Genomic DNA, 19,957 nt, shown 5'->3' with positions numbered 1-19,957 from the left:
AAACCGCCGAAGCCAACTCACGCTTTTCCTGGAATTGCTTCAGCTCTTGCTGTCGACCAGTTTGCGGGTCTCGTCGAACTGCGCGCCCTTGGTGTTACCCGCCTCGAACTTCTGGTGCTCGTCGGCGGGATCGTCCTTGGCGTGCTTGAAATCATACCAGGTACCGTCAGGGTCCTTGCGCTGCTCGATGTTGCCCTTGTTGACACGATGGCTGTAGCAGGTGCGTTGCGGCTTGGTGGAATAAGTCTTGGCGCGCCAGGCAAGTTCCATGCACATCTTGCCCTTTTCCGTCACCAGCCAGCGGCCCTCGCCGACGGCGGGGGAATCCTCCCCTTTCGTCCAGGCATGCAGGCGTCTGTCCATTCCGAAATAGGCGGCGCCGTTCTTCCAGTTCCAGGTGCGATCGGCATAGAGAAGCTGCAGCTCGAAAGCCGTCGGAGCAATGTCGGGCTTGGCGRCCGCCTCGACTGTCGCGCCGTTCCTCTGTGGGGCCGCGCTGGCGGGGCCGCTAAGAGCAAGCTGGCCGCAGGCGACCAGCAGCGCAACCAGCCAGCCGCCTCCCGCAAGCCGATGGGGCCGGCTGAACTCAAGTCGAGCCGGTTCACATGGCGATGTGGTTTCAACTGTCGTCCCGATGAACATGCGCATATCGATACCCCCTTTCGACCCCGATACGGCGGGGCCGATGAACCATGATCTGGAAGATGTTTCTTCGGGCTTTCCGCGAGCCGTCACGATGCCCGGGCCTGTCGGCCCGATGGCGGCGCGATCAGCGCCCTTGAGACCATTAACAGCCGCGGGTGTTGCGATGTCAACTGAATCGAGGCTCAAGTGATCACTGCAAGCCGTTAGTTAACCAGAGATATTACAATGTTGTGATAGTCTGACCTTGTTTGGCGATTGGATGTCGCCAGAATAGCTTCGGCGGGGGGCTGCTCCACATGTTAGACAGCGCAGGAACGACCGAGTTGCAAGGCGCGGCGTTTGCCGGCATGCGCCGGGCTGTCGGCGCAGCACGCATCCACACCGCAATCCTGCTGGCGATCTTGCTGGTTGCCGCCATCGCGCGTTTTCACAACATCACCCAGCCACTGGTCGACGCCTTCAGCTGGCGCGAGACAAGCACCGCGATGATGGYCGACAATTTCCAGCAGCATAGCTGGAACATCTTTTTTCCCGAGGTCAGCTGGACCGGCCCGGGACCCAGCTACCAGGGCCGGGAATTCCAGATCGTTAGCTATTCCGCCGCGCTGCTCTACCAACTCTTCGGCTGGCACGACTGGTTCGGCCGCATGGTCGCCGCGCTGTTCGGCATGGTGACGGTGTTTTCGCTGCACAGGTTGACCGCGCTCTGTTGGGACGAGGTGCATGCGCATGCGGCAGCCCTTGCCTATGCGCTGATGCCGGGGGCGGCGATGATCGACAGTTCGTTCCTGCCCGATCCATCGATGCTGGCGCTGGTGACGCTCGGCGTGTGGCTGTTCGCGAAATACTGGGCAGGCGGCAAACCGTGGCTGCTGCCGCTGGCGACGCTGAGCTTCACGCTTGGCGCGCTGGCCAAGCCGCCAGGGCTCGCCGCCGGGGCCGTCATCTTCTACCTGACGGTCTGCTGGATCCTCCAACGGCGCTACAGGCAGGCCGCGCGGGTTCTGYTCAGCGGACTGATCAGCCTGGTGGTCATCACCGCCTATTTCGGCTGGGCCATCTATCTCGGCCGCAGCTACCCGCCCTACCACGTGGCCGRCTCCGGCTATATCTGGGATTCCGGCTTCTGGACGTTCTTCAAGAACAGTTTCTACCTCAAATCGGTCTGGAACACGTCGGTCTGGTGGTTCTACGGCTATCCGTTCATGATCCTCATCGCCATTGGCTTCTGGATGCCACCGAAGCCCGCCGCAAGCGGCGAGCGGGCGCTGTCTGCCGTTCCCTATGCCTGGCTCGCGGCAGCGGCGGTGGTCTATGTCGCGGCGGCGCGCGAGATCACCAGCAATCCGTGGAACTACCATATCTTCCACGTGYCGCTGGCGATGTTCTGCGGCCGCGGCGCGCTCGTGCTGGCGACGCTCGGCACCGGACCAGTTCTCGCGCCGGCTGTGATGCTGCGCTCGGTGTTCATCGCGGCGCTGGCGCTCACGCTCTCCACCTTTCCGCTGCTCAAGACGATGAAGGCGCCAATCRCCATGAACGGCAAGCTGCTCGGCGAGCAGCTGGCGCGGGTCGCCCAGCCGGGCGAGCTTGTCGTCGCCATCGCGCCGGAGGCCGGCGATCCGGTCGCGGTCTACTACAGCCGGGCGCGCGGCTGGGTGTTCCCGCCCGGAGGCGGCGACGTCGAATGGTCGAAATTCGTCGAGGACGATGCCACCGCGATCGCGCAGCTCGAGGACTTACGGGCGCAGGGCGCGGATTATTTCGGCGCGGCCAAGAACGCCGCCGACAAACAGGACCGGCAGTTCATGAAACATCATGACGGGGTGATCGACCACCTCGACAAGACCGCGACCAAGCTTGTGGATTCGGATACGATGCTGGTCTATAGGATCACCCGCCCGTGACGGCCCGCCGTTCGAGGCGCGCCGGCGAAGCGATCCGCGGATGAAGGCGTGAATTGTCGAACCACCGGATAAGCCGCTCCGACGCGGCGGTGGCGCCATCGGAGAATTGGTTGAAGAGAGCGATATCGATAGTCGTCACTCTGGCGCTGCTGGCATGGCTTGCCAGCGACCAACGCTGGAAGATGGTCGGCGATGCCTTCGCCTCCATCACGCCCGGCGCTTTCTTGGCGGTCGCGGCGGCGCTGTTCGTCACCTATGTGCTCCGGGCGCTGCGCGTCTGCGACGAATTCCGCGACGATGTGAACGGCCGCTTCGGCGCCACGCTGCGCGTCATCCTGATCCACAATGCCATGATCAACATCGTGCCGTTCCGTGGCGGCGAGACGGCCTTCCCGATCCTGTTGCGCCAGGTGTTCGGCGTCTCGATCGTGCGCGCCAGCGCTTCGCTGCTGTGGTTCAGGCTGCAGGATGCTTTCGTCGTCGGCGTGCTGGCTTGCCTGGTGTGGCCGGGTTTGCACCCGGCGCTGAGGGCCGCCGGCATCGCGGCGCTGATCGCCGCCGCATGGTACCTGCCGCGCTGGGCGCGCGCGCCGCACAACTGGACGGCCGGCGGCAGGATCGTCTCGAAGCTCGGAAAATTGCGCGACATCTTCACGGAAGCGACGGGACGGTCGCGCTATGGCTGGTGGTGGACGATCGCCAACTGGGCGCTGAAGCTCGGCGTGCAGGGCTGGCTGCTCGCCATGCTGCTCAACACCTCGTTCCAGACCGCCTTTCCGGGCGCTGTCGGCGCGGAGGCCGCCGCCATCCTGCCGGTGCAGGGCGTCGCAGGCTTCGGCACCTATGAGGCGGGCGCGGCCGCCGCGCTGCTCTATTCCGGCATCGCCATGAAGGACGGCCTGCAGGCGGCGCTGGCGCTGCATCTCTTCATCTTGTGCTCGGCGGTCGCAACCGGCGCGATCGCCTGGCTGTTCCCCTCCAAATCGACGCTGCCCGAAACTCCGGCGGCGGGACCGGCAAGGAAATGACCGCCATGAACGTGYTTCCCATCCCCGCATCGGGACTGCCCGAGGGCGCCGTCATGCCCGAGCACAAGCTCTCCATCGTCATTCCAATGTACAACGAGGCCGACAATGTCGAGCCGCTGCTGGTGCGCATCCATCAGGCGATGGAGAACTACAGCCAGCCCTGGGAAGTGGTTCTGGTCGACGACGGCAGCACCGACGCCACGCCCGCCGAGATCCGCCGGCTGGCGGTTCAATACGGGCCGCATGTGCACGGCGTGGAGCTGGTGCGCAACTACAAACAGACCGCGGCCATGCAAGCCGGTCTCGACGCCGCGCGCGGCGACGTCATCGCGACGCTCGACGGCGACCTGCAGAATGACCCTTTCGATATCCCACGCATGGTCTATCGCCTGCTGACCGAGGATCTCGACCTCGTTGCCGGCTGGCGCAAGGACCGCAAGGAAGGGTTCTGGTTGCGCCGCCTGCCCTCGCGCATCGCCAACAGACTGATCGCGCGCGTCACCGGCGTCAAGCTCAAGGACTATGGCTGCAGCCTGAAAGTGTTCCGCGGCAGCGTCATCCGCAGCGTCCGGCTCTATGGCGAGATGCACCGCTTCATCCCGGCGTGGCTCGCGACCGTGACGACGCCGCGCCGCATCGCCCAGGAGGTGRTGACGCATCACGCCCGTATCCACGGCCAATCGAAATACGGCATCTCGCGCACCTTCCGCGTGGTGCTGGACCTCGTTTTCATGTTCTTCTTCCTGCGCTATCGCACACGGCCCGGCCATTTCTTCGGCGGCATCGGCATCGTGCTCGGCGTGCTCGGCTCGCTGATCCTGGCCTATCTGTTCGCGATCAAGGTTTTCTGGGGGCAGGATATCGGCACGAGGCCGATGCTGATCACCGGCTTCTTCCTGGTGATCGCCGGACTGCAGGCTGTGACGTCGGGCGTGCTCGCCGAGATGCTGTCGCGCGTCTATCTGGAGGCCAACGGCGCGCTCGCCTATGTGGCGCGGCCACAGCCCGCGCATGGCGAAGGCGATGGCTGGCACTGGCCGAGCAAGCCGGCGAGCGAAAAGGCGAAGCCGCGCCGCAAGTAGTCCCGCGGCGGCCGGTCGACCAACACCGCGACACGCGGGCGACCGGAAGGCAAGAGGCGGTCCGCCGACGGCGTGCGTCCCTCCCCTTGCTCCCGTGGTCAAGCCCCCGGCGATAGCGCTTATCTAAAGCGCGTCGCGATCTTTCAGATTCGCTCCATGCGCTTTAGGCTTTTGATTTTGCGCATGTCTTTGTCCCGAAACCGGTTACCACTTTCGGGAGACATGCTCTAGCTAGCGCGCCCTGCAAGCCGAGCGCTGACCGAAACCACTCGGGCCRCAAATCCACGGCGAGTGGCCAAGCAGCGGACCGACGCCGCCCACGCTGTAGGAAATCCTGACGGGCCGCGGCACGCGAACAGGCTGCGACCGTACGAAGACGGCATAGGCCTCTCCCCTGACGCGCGTCACACTGGACATTTGCGTCAGCGGCTTTCGGTGAACGCGATGCAGCCGATGCTTCTTGACGTATTGCACCTTCTTTGTAGTGGTGTGGGCTRCCGGCATGGTGCCGATCGAGCTGGTCTTCGTCGTGTCCATGCTCTGGCAGCCAGACACGACCGAGGCCAGTGCAATGGCGGCAATGGCGCAAGCATATCTCTTACCGACAGCCGCTGCTTCATTCATGAAATCGTTCATTGTCGTCCCCTGCCACGAAATACGCCTTGTTTTTGCGCGGATATATTTTCTCTTTCCTTGGCTTCCGCGCCGCGTGAACGGCTCGTCGCCATTCATATCGTGGCTTAATATTAGAGGGGACTTATTAAAATTCGTGCAAACGAGATGATGAGCGCGATCTTTCGCGACTCGATCGATTACTATTAAAATTTGATCTTCTTTCGGGAGCGCCGTGATGAGGCAGCGGCCTCACCATGCGAGCAAACGGCCTCTCACACGCGCTCAGCTCAGCGCGGCACTTCCCAGCCGGGGTCGAAATAGAATTTGCGCGAGCCGATGTCGCCCATGCCGGCGCCGGAAATCACATAGGCGATCCGGACGATGCGAAAACCGCCGGCCCCCTGCTGCAGCCCGTAGATACCCTCGAGCCCGCGATCGTAGAAACCCGCGATCGGGACGCCTAGCGCGACCAGCGCGAGAGAAGCATGCAGGGCGAATTTCGCGGCGTTGGCGCGCAGTGAAATCCTGTTCTCGCGGACATGCCTGGCAATGATGACCACGACAAGAAGRCCATAAAGGAAAGCGTTGAAGGTGGCGAACCAGTAGAAGCCTGTGGCGTCGAACGGATGCTTGACCAGCAGTACCGGCAGAGCCGCGCCAATCGCCAGCACGACATAAGGCGCGAAGGCGCGCGCCGGCAGAAGATGCTTAGGGCCGCTACCCTTCGGCGTGACCCGAAAGTCGACGAAGGATTTTGTCACATAGTCGCGAAGCGCCGACAGCGTTCCCCACAGCACCCAGGGCCAGCGCGCGAAGAAGAGGAACAGCGTGCCTTCCCAGCTCAGCGTCTTCGCCGTCAGCGGCCGCGACAGGCCGAAGGCCTTGAGCATGATCACCAGCCCGACCAGCGCCACCGAATTCGGCAGATAGTAGAAGACAAACTCGGCATACATGACGTTGGCAAAGTTGCGTCCCGTGAACAGCGCATAGATCGGCATCGCATACATCATCAGCGCAAAGACCGCGAACAGCGGATACCAGAGCTGGCAGAACAGGAACTGGAACTTCAGCCGCGGCGTCAGCCTGGCGAAGTATTTCGGCGTGTATTCGAGCAGGATCGTCACCAGGCTGCGCGACCACTGGAATTCCTGGGTGACGAGATCGGCAAAGGTCTGCGGGCCATCTCCGTTGGCGATGGCGTCGATGGCGTGYACGCCGCGCCAGCCGGCAGCGTTGATCAGCATCGAGGTCGAATGATCCTCGGCCAGTTCCGGACCAAGGCCACCGGCCTCGCGCAGCGCCCGCRTCCTGACGGCGTAATGCGAACCGATGCAGAGCGGCGCGCCCCCACCTGTGTGCCCGGACTGCAAGGGGCCGTGGAACATGCCCTCCGGGAACAGGCGGCCACGGGCGGCCCAGCTCTGGTCGGCATTGTTGTCGCAGATGCTGGGCGCCGAGACATATCCGACGCCGGGGTCGGCGAAGGGATAGAGGATTTCCCTCAGATAGGTCGGCGACGGCACATGGTCGGCATCCATCTGAGCGACGAAGTCATAGCGTTCATAGCCGTACTGATCATAGAAAAAAGCCAGGTTGCCTTCCTTGCAGCGGGTCCGGCGCGGCCAGGTCTTGCGGTGATAGTCCTCGCGGCCGCGCCTGGTTGAAATCAGCACGCCATGCGCGTCGCACCAGCGAACCGTCGCCTCGGTCGGATCCTCGTCGGCAAGCCAGGTGTCGTGCGGATAGTCCTGCGCCAGCATCGCTTCCAACGTGCGCTGCACCACGGCGAAAGGCTCCGACGGCGCCTTGGTGACCACCATGGCGACGCGCGACCGCTTCGGTATCGTATGCAGCTTGGACGACTTCCTCGAGGCATGGACGTTGAGCAGGAAGTACATCGGCATCAAGGTCAGCCAGGCCAGCACGATGGTGGCTAAGGCAAAGGGCCCGACATGGCCGATATGYTCGGGCCGCAGCCACCATGACCAGAAGAAAGCCAGCGTGACGAACCAGAAAGCGAGGCCCAACCRCAAAGTCGATTGCTGGCGCGGCGTGAGCACGGGCACGAGATAAGGACCCTTGGGGCCGTGGCCGGTCGAAACCTCGCCAACCTGGCCCATTGACGTCGTTTTGCCGCCGCCGACGCCGGCATCCCCAGATACGCCCATACTACCCACGCCCTGCCCGCCCGGCTAAGCCGGWCGAACGCACTCATCCCGCTACAGAATCAGCTTTGGCTAATGCAGAGTCAACAAAATTAGGCTTTCGTTAACCAAGCTTGTTGGGAACTGGTTAACCAAGCCACGGCCTCCGAGCCCTTCATCTTCCGGGGCGCGGCCGCAACGCCGGCTTGTCTTAGGCGCTTCACTGTTCGGAGCCGGCGCGACTCATCCTTCCGGTTAACCATGCCGGTGGCGATAAGGTTAAGTAACGGTTAATTGCGCTTGACTCTCGTCGAGCATAGGCTCTTATATGAGAAAGGGTTAATATCGTAACGTTGACGCGAATTTGTGAGTATCGCGGCGACCCCGTCTCAAGGCCTATGTATAAGGCCGACAGAGACAACAATAGTGGACGGCAGAGCGTGAAGCGCGCCAGTCCCAGTCGCTCAGAAAACCCGCATCTTCACCTCAGCGGCCGATATTTGGGTTTGCGTGCCGGTCGGCACGTCGTGGCAAGCTTCAAGGTCCGGCGGGACACTGAAGCCCATGGGAGGCGGGTATGAAACTCTCCACAGCAACCGCGCTTGTGTCGGCGCTTATCATCGGCGTGGCCTTGCCAGCGTCGGCGGGTTCGCAGACGGGAACGGATCCGATCAAGACGAGCTCGGCCGCGTCGGCGTTCGGCTCCTACGATCCTTACGGCGATTTCAGCAACGACAAGTCGGCCACCATCGAGGAACTGTTCCTGCCTTGGGAAGACGTCGACCTGTCGACGCTGCCGCTCGCGGACGCCTATGCGCAGCAACGCGGCCGTTCGCTGCTGATCACCATCGAGCCTTGGACATGGTCGAAGGACTGGCGCATCACGCCGCCCGAACTGCGCGACGGCATATTGAGCGGCAAATACGACGCCAACATGCAGGCGATCTGCAGCCTTGTCGGGCAAATGAAGAGCCCGGTCACCATCCGCTGGGCGCAAGAGATGGAAGACAAGAACGGCCGCTTCACCTGGGCCAACTGGGCGCCGAAGGACTGGATCGCCGCCTACAAGCGCGAGGTGGACGTGTGCCGCAAGGCCGCGCCGGCGGCAAAATACATGTGGTCGCCCAAGGGCGTCGAAGGCCTGGAGAAATACTATCCCGGAGACAACTATGTCGATGTGATCGGCCTCTCGGTGTTCGGCTTGCAGAAGAAGGACAATGACGAAGTCGGCCGCRACCGGACCTTCGAAGAGACGCTGAAGCCAGGCTATGAGCGTGTCGCGAAATTMAACAAGCCGGTCATCGTTGCCGAGTTGGGCTATGTCGGAAAGCAGGACTACGTGTCGAAATGGGCAGAGGACTCGCGCAAGTCCTATGCCGAGTTTCCGGCCCTGACCTCGGTCGTCTACTTCAACCAGAAGGAAGTCTGGCCGTGGCTGGGCGGCTATGGGCTGCCCGACTGGCGGGTAACCCAGCACGTCCTGCCGTAACGGCGCGACCACGTTCGTCCCGGCCGGACCGGGACGGGCTCCGGCTAAAAGTGTTAAAGTGTGATTGCCGCCGGGCTGGCTTGGCGGGTGGTAAAGCGTATGCGTAAATCAGTGGGCGGAGTAAAATCGTGAAARGTGCAGTGGGGAAGTTTCTCGGAGTGGCGCTTGTCTGCTCCGTTTTTGTTGTCGGCCCGCAGGGTGCCGCAACGGCCAAAGCAGCGAACAGGATCGACGCCAAGGCGGCGAAGGCCGACGTCGTTTCCGATGAAGGCGTCTATCAGCTCTACAAGAACCGCTCATGGCGCTGGGGCAACCACGGCGCTGCGTATTTTGCGGTGCAGAAGCGGCAGTTTACAGCGTGGTCCACCAAGGGGGGCAAGAGCTATGGCGAGGGTCTCTGGTTCATGCCTGGCCACGGCAAACTGTGTTTCCGGGCAACCTGGCACGGCTCGTGGGGCGCCAAGACATCCTTGAGCTGCTTCGAGCATCGCCAGGCTGGCAAGGTGATCTACCAGCGCGAATCTCCGAGCGGTACCTGGTATGAGTTCCGGAATCGCCACGGCAAATCGGACCTGCGCAATGGCGACTACGCCAGCAGGAAGGTGAAACGCTTCAAGGCAAAGCTGTAGTCGCGGACGCATCTCGACGTGCAGTAGCGCGATTGCCAAGCACGGCGATTTCGCGCAACGGTCATCGCGGCTGAAACGACCGCGTGACCGAATGCCGGGGGCTGACGGAACCATCCTGATCACGGGGGCGCGCGCTCCGGTGGCGCTGCATCTGGCGCGCCTTCTCCATGGTGCCGGACATAGGGTGATCCTGGCCGACACGCCGGCGCGGCCGATCGCGGCGGCAAGCAGGGCCTGCGCGCGCTATCATCGGCTGCCGCCGCCGCGCTTCGAGCCGCAGGCCTACCGCGAGGCGGTGGAGGCGCTGATCCGGGTCGAGGGCATCAGCCTCGTCATCCCGACCTGCGAGGAAGTCTTTCACCTTGCGCTTGCCTGGCGCAACAGGACCATGCCGGCGCTTTTGTTCGCACCCGATATCGGGTTGCTGGCGGAGGTCCACGACAAGCACAGCTTCATCCGGCTGGCTGAACGGCTTGGCCTGCCGGTGCCGGAGACCACGCTTCTGAATTCCCGCGACGATCTGGAGGCGGTGCGTGCCCGCTCGCGCGACCTGGTGTTCAAGCCGGTCTGGTCGCGCTTCGCGAGCCATGTTCTGCTGCGTCCGACGCCGGATTTCCTCGATGCGATCACACCTTCGCCCGCCATGCCTTGGGTGGCGCAGCGTTTTGTCGAGGGCGAGGAGATCAGCGCCTATGCGGTGGCGCGCGAAGGCAGGCTCAAGGCGCTGGCGCTCTACCGCTCCCCTTATCGTGCAGGCAAGGGCGCCGGCATCTTCTTCGAGCGGGCCGAGGACGATGCGGCGCGCGATCTGGTCGAGCGCATCGTCGCCGGCACCGCGTGGACCGGGCAGATCTCCTTCGACCTGATGCGCGAGCCGGATGGCCGCGTGCTGCCGCTCGAATGCAACCCGCGCGCGGTGAGCGGCCTGCATTTCTTCCGCGATCCGGCGCGCTTCGCGGATGCCCTGCTCGGCGACGGCCAGGAAATCAGGCCGGACGTCATCGCGCCGCAAACGGTGCGGCTCGCGATGTGGATCTATGGGCTGCCGGCGACGTTGCGTTCGGGCGGGTTCGCCCRCTTTCGCCAAGCGATGCGCGAGGGCGAGGAACTGCTCGATTGGCCGGGCGATTCAGCCCCGGTAAGGGCGCAATGGCCGGCGCTGGCGGAGATCGCCGGGATGGCTTGGCGTGAGCGGATCAGCCTGCAGGCAGCGTCGACGCGGGATATCGAGTGGAACGGGCCGGGCTGATATGCTCATGCCCCGAGCGAGCCAGGGCCGATAGGCTTCACGTCAAGTTGCAGACCAAGTGCCTTGGTGACACCCAGCAGTGTGCTGAGGCGTGGGTCGCCCTTATCGCTCAGCGCTTTGTAAAGCGCCTCGCGGGTGACACCGGCGTTCTTAGCCACGGCGGTCATGCCGCGAGCTCGCGCGATGACGCCGAGTGCGTGTGCAATATAGGTTGCGTCACCGGTCTCGAACGCGTCGGCAAGGAGCTCGGCCTGAGACTCTGCATCGTCGAAATATTCAGCGGCATCGAATGGTGTGATTTTAAGAGCCATGTCAAACCTCGCTTGCCATCTGCTTGGCCTTTCTGATGTCCCTGTCTTGAGAGGATTTGTCGCCTCCRCAAAGCAGGATGATGACCGTGTTACCGCGCCTGATGAAATAGACACGGTAGCTCGGTCCATAGTCGATCCGAAGCTCGCCTATGCCTTCGAAGAACTTCGCGTCCCCCGCAAGCCCGCTTCAACACGAATGATCCGTTGAGCAATCTTCCTCGCGGCTCGGATATCTTTAAGGTCCCGCAGCCACTTCCTGAATTCGTCAGTCTGCCGGACCTCGATCATGCGTGAACTATAATTCACACAGACGCTCAGGTCAAGATGTGTGAACTTCAGTTCACAATTCGATTTCATGCACCCGCGGCTCGCTCGCCGCCGGCGGCACCCTTCCCTCCATGATCGCGGCGATGTCGCGGCGCAGGAAATCCAACGGCCCGATCACCGGCAAGGCCTGCGGGGCGAAACGGGCGTTGTCGCTTGCCGATTTCAGCACCCGGCGGTCTTGCTCAAGAGCGACATTGAACAATGGCTTGAAGGCAAGCGCCTTCAGCTCGCCAAGCAGGCCCTGGCGCCGGCCGATCAGCCAGCCGACGCCTTCGACGGTGCGATCGTCAGCTTGGCGCAGATGGAAGGTGGTGRCCAAGACCAGCCCGTCCTTGCCCCAATATTCGAGTTCGGCGATGCCCGGATGGCGAAAGCGGCCGATGGTCCTCGCGCGCTCGCCTTCCAGGAGCCGGCTGATCAGGCCCTGCTGGCGCTCCTCGCCGGTATAGCTCGCCTCGACCCAGCCCTCGCCCCCCGTCACTTCGACCMRCACCAGATGGYGTTTCGAGGTCAARCCGCGCAGCAGGCCCTTATGGGTGAAATGGGTGTGGGTAGCATCGAGGATGTTTTCGGCGGCATCGATCACCGTCGATTGGGTCGACGAGCGCACCCGCCGCACGATAATGTTCTTGCCCTGCATGCAGTGCAGGTAAGGCTCGCCCTGCGGCGTGCCGGACGAGACGAAGACGACGCCRTCGCGCTCGATCGCGGCATAGCGCCGCACCCGGTAATGCGGCATGGCGCCGACATGGCCGGKGATCGCGGTGCAGCGGCCTTCGCCGTCATAGCGCCAGCCGTGATAGGGGCATTCGATCTCGCCGCCGACGATCTTGCCGGTCGACAGCTCGACCAGTCGGTGCGGGCAGCGGTCGAAAAGAGCGGCGACGCCTTGCGCCGCGCGGAAAAGCACCACAGGCGCACCATCAAACAGGATGCGCTTCGGCCGCCTGCCGATGTCGGCTGACAGGGCAACTGCCTGCCAATAGGCTTCACCGCGACGCTCGCTCACAACTCGAACCTCCTGAGCAGCGGAATGCCGACCAGCGCCAGCACCGTCTCCATGACGCGGATCGCCACGCGACGACGGCGCGGAAGATGCCCGGCAAAGACGGCGTTGAATTCGATCGCGGCGACCGCGCCGCGCCGGCGTTTGAAACCGGCGGCGCCCGCGCTCATGTTGAAGAACAAGCCGCGCGCCGTGGCGTGATCCTGCGCCATCGCCATCATCATGCGATAAAGCCCCTCGCCGACCGGCAGGCTTGTATCATAGCCGACGATCGGCTGGGTCAGCGTGACGCCGTTTTCGAACAGGCCGGTGACGGCGACCAGCTCGCCGCCCGGCCGGCGCAAACCCGCAAGGCTGATGATGCCGCACCGGTGCATCTCGGCGATGTAGCGGGCCGTGTAGTGCGGATTGAGCGGCGTGTATTTATCGAGATAGAGCATGGTGTAGAGTTGCTCGGCACGGACATAGTCAGCCTCGGTGAAATCGCCATTGCCGACCCTTTCAAAAGGTGTCGCGCGCAGGCGGGCGCGGTCGCGCTTCATGTCGCGCGTCATCGCGGGCGCCGCGCTGCGGTCGGCGAAAATGTAGATCTGCCGCGCCGCCAGCATGCGGAATCCCTCGGCCTTCAAGGCGGCAATGGTCGCCGGATCGGCGATATCGTTCAACGAGCGGATGACGATGGTGCGATCCGGGAAACGCTCGATCAGGTTCGCGCGCAGCGCCGCGACGGTCGGCCGGTCGAGCAGCGGCATCGGGTTGGTCGAATAGAGCCAGTTGTTGACCTGCGCCTGATGGTCGAGACCGCTTGCCCTGACCAGCGGCGCACAGGCGCCGATCAGGGCGTTGAGCGCGCGCCGGAGCAGCGGGTGAGCGGCGAAGTTGCGCGTCTCGTCCATCGCGTAGTCGATATAGGCGCTGGTCGGGCAGCAGATATAGCAGTTGGGCGCATCATCGGCGTCATTCAGCGTCAGCGGAAAAACCCGACCGGCGACGTCGAACGTCTCGATCTTCGTCTTGAGATTGGCGATGAGATCGCGCACCGGCAACTCGTTGAAAAGCCTTACAAAAGCCTCGACCTTTGCCGGCTTGTTCTCGACCCGGTCGACCTGCTGCGTGGGCCTGTCCATCGCCGCCGCGCCGCTCATCGCGCCCGCTCCAGGCGGCATTCGACGCGGCGCAGCTTGCGGCTTGTTTCCAGCGGCAGCGGCGCGCGGATGAGCGAGAGTGTGGCGACCGCCTTTCGCGTTTCCAGAAGCGCGCGGACTGCCTGGTGAGCGGCGACTGCCGCATCATCCGCGAGCGTCGGTGGAAGCCGAAGCTCGACCGTGTCAGGCCCGGTCTGGATGAGGCGAAAATCGTCGATGCGGCGGTCGGCCTTGAGCACGGCATTGCGCAGCACATCCGGCGTGACGAGGATCGGGCCATCCGGCGAAGTGAGCCGGAAGACATCGTCCATGCGGCCGACGATCTCATCGACGCAGCGCAGCGGCGAACCGCAGCGGCAAGGTTCTTTGGACAAGCGCAACAGGTCGTTCATCCTGTAGCGTGCCATGATCTGGATTTGGCGGCGAAAGGCCGTCACCAGCGGCGTCACCAACCCCTCGCCCGCCGGCTCGAATTCGAAGAAGACGGAGTCCTCCGCAAGATGCAGCCCGCCCTGCCGGCAGGTCACCGCGAACAGGCCCTCGGTCGCCATGTAGATCTGATCGAGCGGCAGCCGGAAGAAATCCTCGATAACCGGACGGTCGACCGGATCCAGCGTTTCCGCCGCGGAAAAGACACGCCTCGGCCGGAGCCGGACGTTCTCGGCCGCGAAATGCCGAAGCATTTTTGGCGGCGCGATGATGACTGTCGGGTCGAAGGCTTCGAGCGCGCCGCGCCAGCTTTCCGGCCCCAAGGTCAGGTCGAAGAAGGCGAGCTTGATCAGCCGCGATTTGCGGGCGCTGTCGTAAAGCCCGGCGTTCTGCGGCAGGATGACGGCGACCCGCATGCCGCGCCAGACAAGATCGGGCGCCGCCTTGGCGAGGATCGCGCCCAACCAGCGATACTTTTCTGCCTCGGAGATCACGAACAGGCCGCGATTACCGGAGGTGCCGGTGCTGGCGCCGACGGTAAGCGCGCCGGCGCGGCCGCCACGCGCCAGAGCCTCCCAGGCTTACGCGGCGGTGAGGCTATGGACGTTGAATTCGTCGAAGCACCCCATCAGCAGCGCCTTATCCGTCACCGGCAGATCGGTGAGACGCGTCGGCGCATTGCCGTAGAAGGGCGCGCGCGGCAGGTCGCGGTCGAGAAAGCGCCGCATGGCGGCCGCCTGCCAGCGTTCGAAGTCTGCGCGGCTCTTGCGCGAGACCCAGCGTGTCAAGGCGAAGGAGCCTGCCGCTTCCGCCAGCCCGTTCATGCCACCTCCGGCGCGAGATCGTAGGATGTCGGCGTGGGATCATGGCAGAGCATCACCTCGCCGCCCGAGCCGAGGAAGCGGCGCAGCATGGCGCTGGTCGGCTCGATCGCCGTCGCATCCTCGGCGATGAGGGTCGCGGGGAAACCCGGTGTGCGGGTTTCCGTCAAGGCAGTGAGCAGCCATTGHACATCGACGGCGTAAAGCAGCGGCCGGGCGAAGCCATTGAACAGCAGGCCGAACTGGCCATCGGCATGGCCKGGAAGATCGACCGCGATCACGTTGCCGTCGCCGAAGAGATCGGCGCCGCCCGGGATGTCGCCCTGCGGTGCAATGCGAGGCTTCGCGGAGATGCCTTCCAGCCGCGCCCCGAAATCCGGCGGGAAGAGCTCGGTGAAGATGCCATGGCGCAGATTCTGCCTGGAGCCGCGCGCCTTGAGCCGTGCCCAGGCGGCATCGCTGGCGATGAAGCGCGCGTTGCGGAACAGCGACAGGCCCGAAATGTGGTCGGCGTGGAAATGCGTGACGATGATTGTGCGGATGTCATCGGGCGATAGGCCGAAACGCTCGAGCACCGGCAGGACCTGTTCGGCAGCGTTGAGTTGCGGCTTCAGCAGCGCGCCGTAGAGCCGCAGCATCCGGCCGCGCCGGTCGCCGCTCAGCGCGTCCGGCGTGTAACCGGTATCGACCAGCACCGGACCGGCGGCGGGGTGGAAGAACAGCCCGTAGCGGACACGCAGCCTGACGCTTTGCCAGGTGCCGCCGCGCAGGATCAGCCGCTCGGCGGCGCTCACCCAGGCGCTGTTGGCGAAGACAAGCTTCATGGCCCGGACCCGTCGGCAAACGTGCGGTCAAGCCCTCGTTCGAACGAGACTTTCGGTGCCCAGCCGAGCATCCGTCTCGCCTTGGAAAGATCTAGGTTTTGCGCATAGGCGAAGAGGCCCAGCGCATAGCGGGTGACCGGCGGCTCGGGCCGACCGGGCAGACGCAGCGCCACCGCTTCCATCAGGCCCGCCGTCAGCATCGCCGGCATGAGCGGCGTCGGCCGCCAGCGCGCCTTGAGGCCGGCGCGGCTGCAGGCCGCGTCCGCGATGCGGCGGACCGGCAGCACCTCGCCACCGGAGACGTTGAAGACCTGATATTCCACCTCCTCCGGCGCCGCGAGCGCCGCCATGACCGCGTCGACGACATCGTCGACATAAGTGAGGTCGATGGCCGCCCGGCCGTCGCGAAACAGCGRCAGCGGCCGGCTTTTCGCCGCCTTGATCAGGCGCGGCAGCAGCGCCCGATCGCCCTTGCCGTAGATGCCGCGCGGCCGCAGCACCACCGGATGGATAACGGGCTGGCCGAGCACGATCTTTTCGGCCAAGCGCTTGGTGCGGGCATAGTGATTGACCGGCTCCGGCAAGGCCGCGTCCTCGGTCAGGCCAAGCTGGTCGCGGAAGGCGAAGCAGACGGATGGGCTGGAGATGTAGACGAAACGGCTGACACGCTGCCGGCTGGCGAAATCGACAAGGTTGCGCGTTGCCGTGACATTGGCCGCCTCGAAATCCGCGAGCCGGCCGAAGGGCGACGAGAGCGCCGCGCAATGGATGATCCGCTCGACCCGGCCAAGCCTGGGGTCGAGCGCTTGATCGATCGGCTCCGCAAGGTCGTGGCGGATGATGCGATGGCCCAAGGTTTCGAGCGCGGCGCAGCGTTCCTCATCGCGGCCGAGCCCGAGCGCCAGCGTGCCGGATTCCGCCAGCCGCTCGAGCACATGGGCGCCGAGGAAGCCGCTGGCGCCGGTGACGAGGACGGCCATCGCTCAGACCTCCAGTGCCATGCCGCCGAAGGAGACGCCGGCCGACGTGCCCAGGAAGAGCAGCTTCATGCCTGGCGCGACGCGGCCCTGGCGGCGCGCGACATCCAGCGCGAAGGGCATGGAGGCGGCGATCTGGTTACCGAAGCTGGCGGAGATGTCGACCAGCTTTTGCGGCGCAAAGCCGGTCTGGCGCGCCATGTGGGCGAGCGCGAAAGGGCTCGCCTGGTGCGGAACCACGAGATCGACGTCGTCATGCGACCAGCCGGCGCGCTCCAGCAGAGCGGTGACGAAGCCGTTGAAATGGCGAGAGGTGAGCCGGAACAATTCCTTGCCGTCCATGTGAAACAGGCTGTGCGCGGCGAACGCTTCCTGGTCCTTGCGGAAGTCGAAGCGCGTGCCGCCCGAACCGATACCGCAGGCCTCCCAGCCCGACGGATAGGTGCGCATCAGGCTCGCCGCGACCTTGCCCTCGCCTGGCCTGGCCTTGCGCAACACGGCCACTGCCGCGCCGTCGCCAAAGAGGGCGGCGATCTCCGGCGCGTCGTGCCAGGGCAGCGCGCGCGAGGCGACTTCGGACGAGAACACCAGCGCCGTCTCGCATTGCCCGGCTTCGATCATGCGGCCGGCGGTCTCGAAAGCGGTGAGGAAGCCGAGACAGGTGCTGTTGACGTCGAAGGCCGCGGCGGAACCGTCAGCTAGCCCAAGGCGCTGCATGACCAATGGCGCGGTCGCCGGCAGAGGCTGGTAAGGCACGCCGCAGCCGCCGACGATCAGGTCGACGGCGCCGGGCTCGAGGCCGGCGTCCTCAAGCGCAAGGGCGGCAGCGGCGCAGGCGAGATCGATTTGCGATTCGGCATTGCAGACATAGCGCTCGACGACGCCAGTGGCGTTTTCCAGCGTGCCCTGRCCAAGGCCGAGCCGCTCTTCCAGCGCGCGCGTGGTAATCCGCTCAGCCGGTACCGCCCTGCCGGTTCCGACGATCCTGACCCGCATTCTCCCCCTCGCCGCATGAGCTTGCGTCAACTTACCTATAGAGCGGATCGGCCACGGCGGCCAAGGCCGTGCGAGGAGCGGCGGGCGCCTGAGAAGAACTCGATCGCTGACGGCCTTAGGCCTTGCGCTCCCAGCGCCGGTCGGGTGTCTGCTGCCAGTAGGTCACGGCGTGGCCGGCTTCCTTCATCGTCTTCCAATGGCCGCGCGCGGCTTCGAGCTGGGCCGCGTCATGGCCGTCGAAGAGGAAGACGGCGCGCTCGTAGCCGGAAAGCTCRGGCGGGTTGRYRCCGTCGACCAGGAAACGGATCTGCGCGGCGTTCTGGTTGGCTTCGCCCGTGGTGAGCAAGATCGGCTGTTCGGCCGGATGGGCCTCGCGGTCGGTGGCATGCGCCAGGAAGGAATCGTCGCGGAAGGTCCACAGATGCTGGTCGAGCGCGTCGCGCCGCTCTTCGGTGCCGGTCTGCACCACCGCGCGCCAGCCGCGCTCGACACTGCGCTCGAGCAGGCCAGGCAGCGCCTCCTCGAGCGTCGATTCGGTCAAATGGTAGAACAGGATGTCGGCCATCCCCTACCCTTCGTAGTGATCGCGCACCAGCCGATCCAGGAGGCGCACGCCAAAACCCGAGCCCCAGGACTGGTTGATCTCGCTCGACGGCGCGCCCATCGCGGTGCCGGCAATGTCGAGATGCGCCCAGGGGGTGTCCTTGACGAAGCGCTGCAGGAATTGCGCGGCGATGATGGCGCCGCCGTAGCGGCCGCCGATGTTCTTCATGTCGGCATTCTTGGAATCGATCAGCTTGTCGTATTCGGGGCYGAGCGGCATGCGCCAGACCCGTTCCTGGCTGGCTTGGCCGGCGCCGAAAATCCGGCCGGCGAGCTCGTCATTGTTGGAGAACAGGCCGGCATAATGCTGGCCGAGCGCCACCATGATGGCGCCGGTGAGCGTCGCCAAGTTGATCATGAATTTCGGCTTGAAACGGTCGTTGGCGTACCAGAGCGCGTCGGCGAGCACGAGGCGGCCTTCCGCGTCGGTGTTCAAGACTTCGATCGTCTGGCCCGACATCGAGGTGACGATGTCGCCGGGGCGCTGCGCATGGCCGTCGACAGCGTTCTCGACCAGGCCGATGACGCCGACCACATTGGCCTTCGCCTTGCGCGCGGCCAGCGCGCGCATCAGCCCGGTGACGGCGGCCGCGCCGCCCATGTCGCCCTTCATGTCTTCCATGCCCGAAGCCGGCTTCATCGAGTTGCCGCCGGTGTCGAAGGTGACGCCCTTGCCGATGAAGGCGAGCGGCGCGTCCTTGGCCTTGCCGCCGTTCCAGCGCATCACCGCGAGGCGCGCGCCGCGCGGCGAGCCTTGCGCGACACCGAGCAGCGAGCCCATGCCGAGCTTCTTCATCTCTTTCTCGGTCAGGATCTCGACCTCGACGCCGAGCGATTCCAGTTGCTTGACGCGATCGGCGAATTCGACGGGCCCCAGCGCATTGGCCGGTTCGTTGACAAGGTCGCGCGCAAGGAGAACGCCATCCACCACCGCTTCCTCGCCGACAAAAGCCTTCTTGGCGGCGGCAGGATCGGCGCAATGGATGGTTATCTTGGCGGGCTTCGCAGTCTCGGCCTTCTTGGCGTCTGCCCCCTTCGAATCGGATTGCCCGTCTTCCTTGTCCTTCCTGGTCTTGTATTTGTCGAAGGAATAGCTGCGCAGCAGGATGCCGGCGGCTAGGYTGGCCGCCTGTCGGCCGTCGGGCTGCAGGTCGGGCAGATCGAGGATGACGTCCACATCGGTCGCCTTGCGCAGTGAAGCGGCGACGGCGCCGCCGAGCTTCTGCCAGGCATTGTCGTCGAGGGTTGAGACCTTGCCGGCGCCGATCGCCACAAGCCGATCGACAGACGTTCCTTCCGGCGCCARCACCTCAACCGAGCTTGCGAACTTGCCGGAGAAATCGGCGATCGGAAAGGCACGCGTAAGCGCGCCGGCCGGATCGCAGGCCTTCGCCGCCTCGCCGAGCCCATCGCCATCGGCCGCGAAGACGAAGACACTGCCTTTTTTCGGTGCGGCAAACTTGGCGAAAGAAATGGAAGGTCTCGACGTCATCAGGTCCTGCTTTCGGGGATGGCCGGAAGGTGCCGGCAAAGGTTTTTTGAGCGAGCAAGGGGTTTGGCAAGCGTGCGCGACATTTGGTCGTTTTGAGCCATTTGGCAAGACTTTGGCCGAAATCGCTGTCTATATCAGCGCCACAATGGACAAAGGATTCGCCTCGGCACGGCGTTAGCTTGCTGCCGTAACCTGCTGTTAACCATCGATGTTTTGCATTTCTTATCCATTGGCGCGG

The 19,957-nt window shown here is 64.4% G+C and carries 20 protein-coding genes and 1 pseudogene; 7 read left to right on the top strand and 14 right to left on the bottom strand.

The window, feature by feature from the left end; genetic code table 11:
* Nucleotides 1-39: 39 nt before the first annotated feature.
* Nucleotides 40-648 (bottom strand): DUF995 domain-containing protein, encoded by a 609-nt coding sequence (locus tag LCM4576_RS28640; protein WP_244510940.1) that lies wholly within the window; start codon nt 646-648, stop codon nt 40-42.
* A gap of 344 nt (nt 649-992) precedes the next feature.
* Between LCM4576_RS28640 and LCM4576_RS28635 the strand changes: the two genes are divergently transcribed.
* The 3 genes from LCM4576_RS28635 (at nt 993) to LCM4576_RS28625 (ending at nt 4,662) form a co-directional block, all read left to right on the top strand.
* The gene (locus tag LCM4576_RS28635; protein WP_244510947.1) at nt 993-2,552 is read left to right on the top strand and encodes a glycosyltransferase family 39 protein; all 1,560 of its coding nucleotides are present in this window, start codon (nt 993-995) and stop codon (nt 2,550-2,552) included.
* Nucleotides 2,553-2,662: 110 nt separating this feature from the next.
* Nucleotides 2,663-3,580, top strand: a complete 918-nt coding sequence (locus LCM4576_RS28630; RefSeq protein WP_071035763.1) for a lysylphosphatidylglycerol synthase domain-containing protein — start codon at nt 2,663-2,665, stop codon at nt 3,578-3,580.
* A 5-nt stretch (nt 3,581-3,585) separates the two neighbouring features.
* Nucleotides 3,586-4,662 (top strand): glycosyltransferase family 2 protein, encoded by a 1,077-nt coding sequence (locus LCM4576_RS28625; protein ID WP_071035762.1) that lies wholly within the window; start codon nt 3,586-3,588, stop codon nt 4,660-4,662.
* A 231-nt stretch (nt 4,663-4,893) separates the two neighbouring features.
* On the opposite strand, the gene LCM4576_RS28620 is transcribed toward LCM4576_RS28625, so the two are convergent.
* Both LCM4576_RS28620 and LCM4576_RS28615 read right to left on the bottom strand, forming a co-directional pair.
* Complete coding sequence (locus LCM4576_RS28620; protein ID WP_071035761.1) at nt 4,894-5,298, bottom strand: hypothetical protein; 405 nt, start codon at nt 5,296-5,298, stop codon at nt 4,894-4,896.
* Between the two features lie 266 nt (nt 5,299-5,564).
* Nucleotides 5,565-7,397 carry a glycosyltransferase family 2 protein gene (locus LCM4576_RS28615; RefSeq protein WP_071035760.1) on the bottom strand — a complete coding sequence of 611 codons (1,833 nt, stop codon included), beginning with the start codon at nt 7,395-7,397 and terminating at the stop codon, nt 5,565-5,567.
* A 601-nt stretch (nt 7,398-7,998) separates the two neighbouring features.
* Between LCM4576_RS28615 and LCM4576_RS28610 the strand changes: the two genes are divergently transcribed.
* From LCM4576_RS28610 to LCM4576_RS28600, 3 genes are all read left to right on the top strand, one after another.
* Nucleotides 7,999-8,910: a glycoside hydrolase family 26 protein gene (locus tag LCM4576_RS28610; protein WP_071035759.1), complete on the top strand. Its 912-nt coding sequence runs from the start codon at nt 7,999-8,001 to the stop codon at nt 8,908-8,910.
* A gap of 128 nt (nt 8,911-9,038) precedes the next feature.
* Nucleotides 9,039-9,539: a DUF995 domain-containing protein gene (locus LCM4576_RS28605; RefSeq protein WP_071035758.1), complete on the top strand. Its 501-nt coding sequence runs from the start codon at nt 9,039-9,041 to the stop codon at nt 9,537-9,539.
* Between the two features lie 91 nt (nt 9,540-9,630).
* Nucleotides 9,631-10,788 carry an ATP-grasp domain-containing protein gene (locus tag LCM4576_RS28600; RefSeq protein ID WP_071035757.1) on the top strand — a complete coding sequence of 386 codons (1,158 nt, stop codon included), beginning with the start codon at nt 9,631-9,633 and terminating at the stop codon, nt 10,786-10,788.
* 5 nt (nt 10,789-10,793) lie between these two features.
* On the opposite strand, the gene LCM4576_RS28595 is transcribed toward LCM4576_RS28600, so the two are convergent.
* From LCM4576_RS28595 to LCM4576_RS28555, 11 genes and pseudogenes are all read right to left on the bottom strand, one after another.
* Entirely contained in the window at nt 10,794-11,099 is a 306-nt protein-coding gene (locus LCM4576_RS28595) for an addiction module antidote protein (RefSeq protein ID WP_040984676.1), read from the bottom strand.
* Between the two features lies 1 nt (nt 11,100).
* A pseudogene (locus LCM4576_RS35345) lies at nt 11,101-11,387 on the bottom strand (type II toxin-antitoxin system RelE/ParE family toxin).
* A gap of 52 nt (nt 11,388-11,439) precedes the next feature.
* Nucleotides 11,440-12,435, bottom strand: coding sequence for a Rieske 2Fe-2S domain-containing protein (locus LCM4576_RS28590; RefSeq protein ID WP_071035756.1), 996 nt, complete (start codon nt 12,433-12,435; stop codon nt 11,440-11,442).
* Nucleotides 12,432-13,577: a GNAT family N-acetyltransferase gene (locus LCM4576_RS28585; RefSeq protein WP_071035755.1), complete on the bottom strand. Its 1,146-nt coding sequence runs from the start codon at nt 13,575-13,577 to the stop codon at nt 12,432-12,434. The genes LCM4576_RS28590 and LCM4576_RS28585 overlap by 4 nt, the downstream gene beginning before the upstream one ends.
* A complete protein-coding gene (locus LCM4576_RS28580) occupies nt 13,574-14,500 on the bottom strand; it encodes a CoF synthetase (protein ID WP_198540328.1) in 927 nt (308 codons plus the stop codon). Before LCM4576_RS28580 ends, LCM4576_RS28585 begins: the two co-directional genes overlap by 4 nt.
* A gap of 87 nt (nt 14,501-14,587) precedes the next feature.
* Nucleotides 14,588-14,830 carry a hypothetical protein gene (locus tag LCM4576_RS36940; protein ID WP_198540327.1) on the bottom strand — a complete coding sequence of 81 codons (243 nt, stop codon included), beginning with the start codon at nt 14,828-14,830 and terminating at the stop codon, nt 14,588-14,590.
* A complete protein-coding gene (locus LCM4576_RS28575; RefSeq protein ID WP_071035754.1) occupies nt 14,827-15,651 on the bottom strand; it encodes an MBL fold metallo-hydrolase in 825 nt (274 codons plus the stop codon). The genes LCM4576_RS36940 and LCM4576_RS28575 overlap by 4 nt, the downstream gene beginning before the upstream one ends.
* On the bottom strand, nt 15,648-16,631 hold the full coding sequence (locus LCM4576_RS28570; RefSeq protein ID WP_071035753.1) for an NAD(P)-dependent oxidoreductase: 984 nt from the start codon (nt 16,629-16,631) through the stop codon (nt 15,648-15,650). The genes LCM4576_RS28575 and LCM4576_RS28570 overlap by 4 nt, the downstream gene beginning before the upstream one ends.
* A 3-nt stretch (nt 16,632-16,634) precedes the next feature.
* Entirely contained in the window at nt 16,635-17,624 is a 990-nt protein-coding gene (locus tag LCM4576_RS28565; protein ID WP_071035752.1) for a 3-oxoacyl-[acyl-carrier-protein] synthase III C-terminal domain-containing protein, read from the bottom strand.
* 115 nt (nt 17,625-17,739) lie between these two features.
* Nucleotides 17,740-18,189: a DNA polymerase III subunit chi gene (locus tag LCM4576_RS28560; protein ID WP_071035751.1), complete on the bottom strand. Its 450-nt coding sequence runs from the start codon at nt 18,187-18,189 to the stop codon at nt 17,740-17,742.
* A 3-nt stretch (nt 18,190-18,192) separates the two neighbouring features.
* Nucleotides 18,193-19,719, bottom strand: coding sequence for a leucyl aminopeptidase (locus LCM4576_RS28555; protein ID WP_071035750.1), 1,527 nt, complete (start codon nt 19,717-19,719; stop codon nt 18,193-18,195).
* On the opposite strand from LCM4576_RS28555, the gene LCM4576_RS37050 reads away from it, so the two are divergent.
* On the top strand, nt 19,700-19,897 hold the full coding sequence (locus tag LCM4576_RS37050; protein ID WP_131803308.1) for a hypothetical protein: 198 nt from the start codon (nt 19,700-19,702) through the stop codon (nt 19,895-19,897). The genes LCM4576_RS28555 and LCM4576_RS37050 overlap by 20 nt on opposite strands.
* The last annotated feature ends 60 nt before the right edge of the window (nt 19,898-19,957 follow it).

This window comes from Mesorhizobium sp. LCM 4576 (assembly GCF_001854815.1).
Lineage (GTDB): Bacteria > Pseudomonadota > Alphaproteobacteria > Rhizobiales > Rhizobiaceae > Mesorhizobium > Mesorhizobium plurifarium.
The sequence above is the reverse complement of the archived record's forward strand: the minus strand, read 5'-3'. Positions and strand labels throughout refer to the sequence as shown.